We start from the raw sequence: 4033 nt of genomic DNA, 5'->3' as shown, positions 1-4033 counted from the left end.
CGGTGAAACCCCGTCAGGCGTTAAGCTCCATTGCTTTTTGTGGCGTTTCTGTTCGTATGGCTGTCATTCAACACCTAGGGCAGCCTCCCTTTTTTCTGGATTGTTGGCTTGGAGATGCAGTCAGCGCAGCGCTCGAAAGTGGGGTCTGTCCCCGATTTTATGGAGGGCTTGCGCTGGCTTACGCTGCTCGCTAGTGTGTAGCGCGTGCCAATAACGAATAAGGAAGAGGCTATGAAGCGCTTGGCGTTCGTCCTGATGACAGTGTGCCTGGCGGGCTGTAATGCCCAGCGGGATTTTGCATGCGAAAGCGTTGGGGACCGTGTACCGATCTGTGATCTGCAGGCACCGGAAGATATCGAACTGACGCCTGATGGAAAGCAATTGATACTTTCTCAATTTGGCGGAATCACGGGTGATAGCGCAGGCAGCCTGGTGCTGTTCGACCCCAAAACCGACACCACACTGCCATTGTATCCGCAGGCCGGTCAGCGTGTTGCTTCAGCGCAGTGGGGCAGCGCCGACTGTCCGGGTGCGCCGGGCGCGGCAATCTCCCCGCATGGTATTCACCTGTCGCAGCGTACAGATGGCCGCTGGCAGTTGCTGGTGGTGAATCATGGTGGTCGTGAGTCGGTGGAGTTCTTCGAATGGCAAGCGGAGCCGGCGGCCCTGCACTGGCGCGGTTGTGTGGTGATGCCAGAGGGTGCCTTTATCAATGATACTGTGGCTCTCCCGGAGGGTGGTTTACTGGTAACGCAGATGTTTCCGAAAGATAACCTCTGGGCGCTGGTGCGAACGTTTTTTGGTGCAGAGAAAGGACATGTCTGGCGTTGGCGGCCTGATACTGGGATAGATATTCAGCCAGGCAGTATGGGATCTTTTCCCAACGGCATTCAGATTAGCGCTGATGGTAAAACGCTATTCCTGAATCTCTACACCAATAATGTGGTGCGCAAAATTGATCGCGCGAGCGGCAAGCATCTGGGTGAGGTCGCGATAGAGCATCCGGATAACAGTAGTTGGCTGCCCAATGGTCGTTTGCTCGTGGCCTCGCATCCTCGAGATAGTCTGCTGCCTGGTTTATGTGGCGATGTTCATAACGGTGCCTGTGAGTCGCGCTTTCAGCTGGTGGCCGTTGATCCCGAGACACTGACGCCGCAGGTGATGTTTGAACAAAAAGGTGCGCCGATGGGTGCGGGTACGGTTGCCGTAGAGTGGGGTAACTACTGGTATATCGGTTCTTACGCGGGTAATAGGCTGCTAAAAGTGCCTAAGCCTGACCAATAACAGGGTTTTCGACATGCCGTATTTGCGTTTGCTCTGGGGGCCGCTGCTGGCATTGGTTGCTGCGGTGCTTGGGCAGATTTCCGGGCTGGAGCGAGATGCACTGGTGACCTTGGTGGTCACTGCATTTTGTCTCGGGTGGTGGTTTGTCGAGGCGGTACCCATTGCGGTAACGGCGCTGATACCGCTGGCGGTTTTTCCGCTGTTTGGCGTACTCAGCAGCACCGATGTTGCGCAGGCCTACGGCGCGTCCATCATTCTGCTGATGCTGGGTGGTTTTATTCTGTCGCGGGCCATGGCGGTACGGGGCACCCACTATCATCTGGCTCTCATGGCATTGCACTGGGTGGGCGCAGGCAGTGAGCGGCGCCTGGTGATTGGTTTTATGCTGGCCTCAGCGATGCTGAGCATGTGGATTTCCAACACAGCGACCACCTTGATGTTGTTGCCGGTGGCGTTGGCTATTCTTGATCGCCTCAAGCGTCCAACACTGGCGATACCCCTGTTGCTCGGTATTGCATATGCCGCCAGCATCGGCGGTATTGGTACACCCATTGGTACGCCGCCAAACCTGGTATTCATGCAGGTCTACACTGAAATCAGCGGTGAAGAAATTAGCTTTCTGGGGTGGATGCGCTGGGGTATACCGGTAGTCCTGTTGCTGCTGCCAACAGCCATGTGGTGGCTGTCTCGGGGGCTTTCGGCGCCGATTACGGCAGATTTGCCAGAAAGGGAGCCATGGGATTCGGCGCAGCGTCGGGTACTGGCGGTTTTTGCGGCAACGGCGCTGCTATGGATTACACGCACTGAACCCTTTGGCGGTTGGTCACATTGGTTAAATTTGCCCGGCGCCAACGATGCGACGGTTGCCTTGTTGGCGGCAGCCAGCCTGTTTGCCATTGGTGACGGCAAGGGCGGGCGCCTGTTGGAGTGGGAAGCAACCAAAGAATTGCCTTGGGGCATTCTGATCTTGTTTGGCGGCGGCATCTGTATAGCCAAGGCGTTTGCGGTTTCCGGGCTGTCTGAGCAGGTGGCCGGTTTGGTCTCTGCGCTTGACCACTGGCCGCTGTGGTTGCTACTGCTGGCGCTGTGTTTGTGCGTCACTTTTCTGACCGAGGCCACCAGCAATATGGCCACAGCGACCCTGTTGATGCCAATTCTCGGGGCCGCAGCGCTGGGTCTGGGTTTGCGGATTGAGCAGTTGATGGTACCGGCAGCAATCAGTGCCAGTTGTGCTTTTGCCCTGCCCATCGCTACGGCACCCAATGCCATTGTTTACGGCAGTGGCCTGCTGCGGGTGGCCGATATGGCCCGTCGGGGCGTGGTACTGAGTGTGTTGGGGGCGATCATTATTGCCATGGCAACCTATGTGTTGATCTAGTGTCGGTGCTTGTCTAAATCGGACAATAATTCCATCCTAGGCATTTTATGGCCATAGACGCCACGAAAATGACAGGATTTGTCATTGTTTGCACGGCCAATCAGCGTACAGTTACGGGCATTGAAAGCCATGCCGGATCGCCCGGCAGACGAGTGAGGTGAATACAATGTCTGAACGTTACCCTATGCCGATGCCTTTTGGTTGGTACGCCGTGTCCTACGCCGATGAGCTGGCCGTTGGCGAATCGCGTGCGGTTCGTTACTTCAATCAGGATCTGGTGTTGTTCCGCACAGAGAGCGGTACCCCTGTGTTACTTGAAGCCTACTGCCCACACCTGGGGGCCCACCTGGGCTACGGCATCCATGGCAATGAAGGCAAGGGCGGCCGTATTGAAGGCGAGTCGATCGTTTGCCCGTTTCATGCGTGGAAGTTTAACGAGAAAGGCGAGTGCACCGATGTGCCTTACGCCAAAAATATGCCGCCCAAGGTTGCCGGCAAGCAATGTCTCTATGCGTTCCCAACCCGTGAAACCAACCAGATCATCTGGGCCTGGTATCACCCGGAGCGTGTTGAGCCATTGTGGGAAGTGGAAACTCACGAAGAAATGAACAGCGACGATTGGTCACCTCTGGATCGCTATGAGTGGACACTGAAAACCCACCCGCAGGAAATGGCAGAGAATGCAGCCGACCCAGCGCACTTCCGTTATGTACACGGGACGGCTTCTTTTCCTGAGTGGGAAACCACCTACGACGGCCCGAAATCCCGCGGCTTGCAGAAAGCCAATATGCCTACCCCGCGTGGTGAAGTGAAAGGCGAAATCCACACGGCCAGTTTTGGTCCCGGCCAGGGCTATACCCGATTTAAGGGGATTGCTGAAACCTGCCTGATGGGTCTGACGACGCCTATAGACAACGAGACTGTGCAAATCCGCTTTGCTTTTACCCAGCCGAAAGTGAATGGCGAGGTGAAAAAAGGTGGTGTTAACGCCGCGATAGTCAAAGACATCGTGGGCCAGCTGGGAGAAGATGCGCCGATCTGGGAGCACAAAATTTATCGTCCGCTCCCGATCCTCTGTGATGGCGATGGTCCAATCGCAAAATTCCGCAAATGGTACAGCCAGTTTTATGTGGACTTTGATCCGCGCGCACTTTAAAAAAGCGCGCAAGCATAACGACAGCAAGTATCGGGAAAGGAGGCAAATGCCTCCTTTCTTTTTGCGCGCAACCTGTTAAGGTTGGGGCGCGAAAATTGCGGTAAAATTATAATTATGTCTGTGAGTTTGCGGCATCATCGCCGATTTCTACTCTTGCCTATGTTTAGCCTGGTGCTGTCTGCTCAGGCCGGTGCCCAGTGCACGGAACCCGCCTT

At 55.6% G+C, this 4033-nt stretch carries 3 protein-coding genes; all 3 read left to right on the top strand.

Annotated features, from left to right (window positions below):
- Positions 1 to 231: 231 nt before the first annotated feature.
- The 3 genes from ABYP39_RS17695 to ABYP39_RS17685 all read left to right on the top strand — a co-directional run bounded on the left by ABYP39_RS17695 (position 232) and on the right by ABYP39_RS17685 (position 3818).
- Complete coding sequence (locus tag ABYP39_RS17695) at positions 232 to 1284, top strand: hypothetical protein (protein ID WP_372783917.1); 1053 nt, start codon at positions 232 to 234, stop codon at positions 1282 to 1284.
- Between the two features lie 13 nt (positions 1285 to 1297).
- Complete coding sequence (locus tag ABYP39_RS17690) at positions 1298 to 2662, top strand: DASS family sodium-coupled anion symporter (RefSeq protein ID WP_372783915.1); 1365 nt, start codon at positions 1298 to 1300, stop codon at positions 2660 to 2662.
- A gap of 166 nt (positions 2663 to 2828) precedes the next feature.
- Entirely contained in the window at positions 2829 to 3818 is a 990-nt protein-coding gene (locus ABYP39_RS17685; RefSeq protein WP_372748561.1) for a Rieske 2Fe-2S domain-containing protein, read from the top strand.
- Positions 3819 to 4033 lie beyond the last annotated feature (215 nt).

This window comes from Litorivivens sp. (assembly GCF_041625495.1).
In the GTDB taxonomy this organism is placed as follows: Bacteria; Pseudomonadota; Gammaproteobacteria; order Pseudomonadales; family Spongiibacteraceae; genus Litorivivens.
The sequence above is the reverse complement of the archived record's forward strand: the minus strand, read 5'-3'. Positions and strand labels throughout refer to the sequence as shown.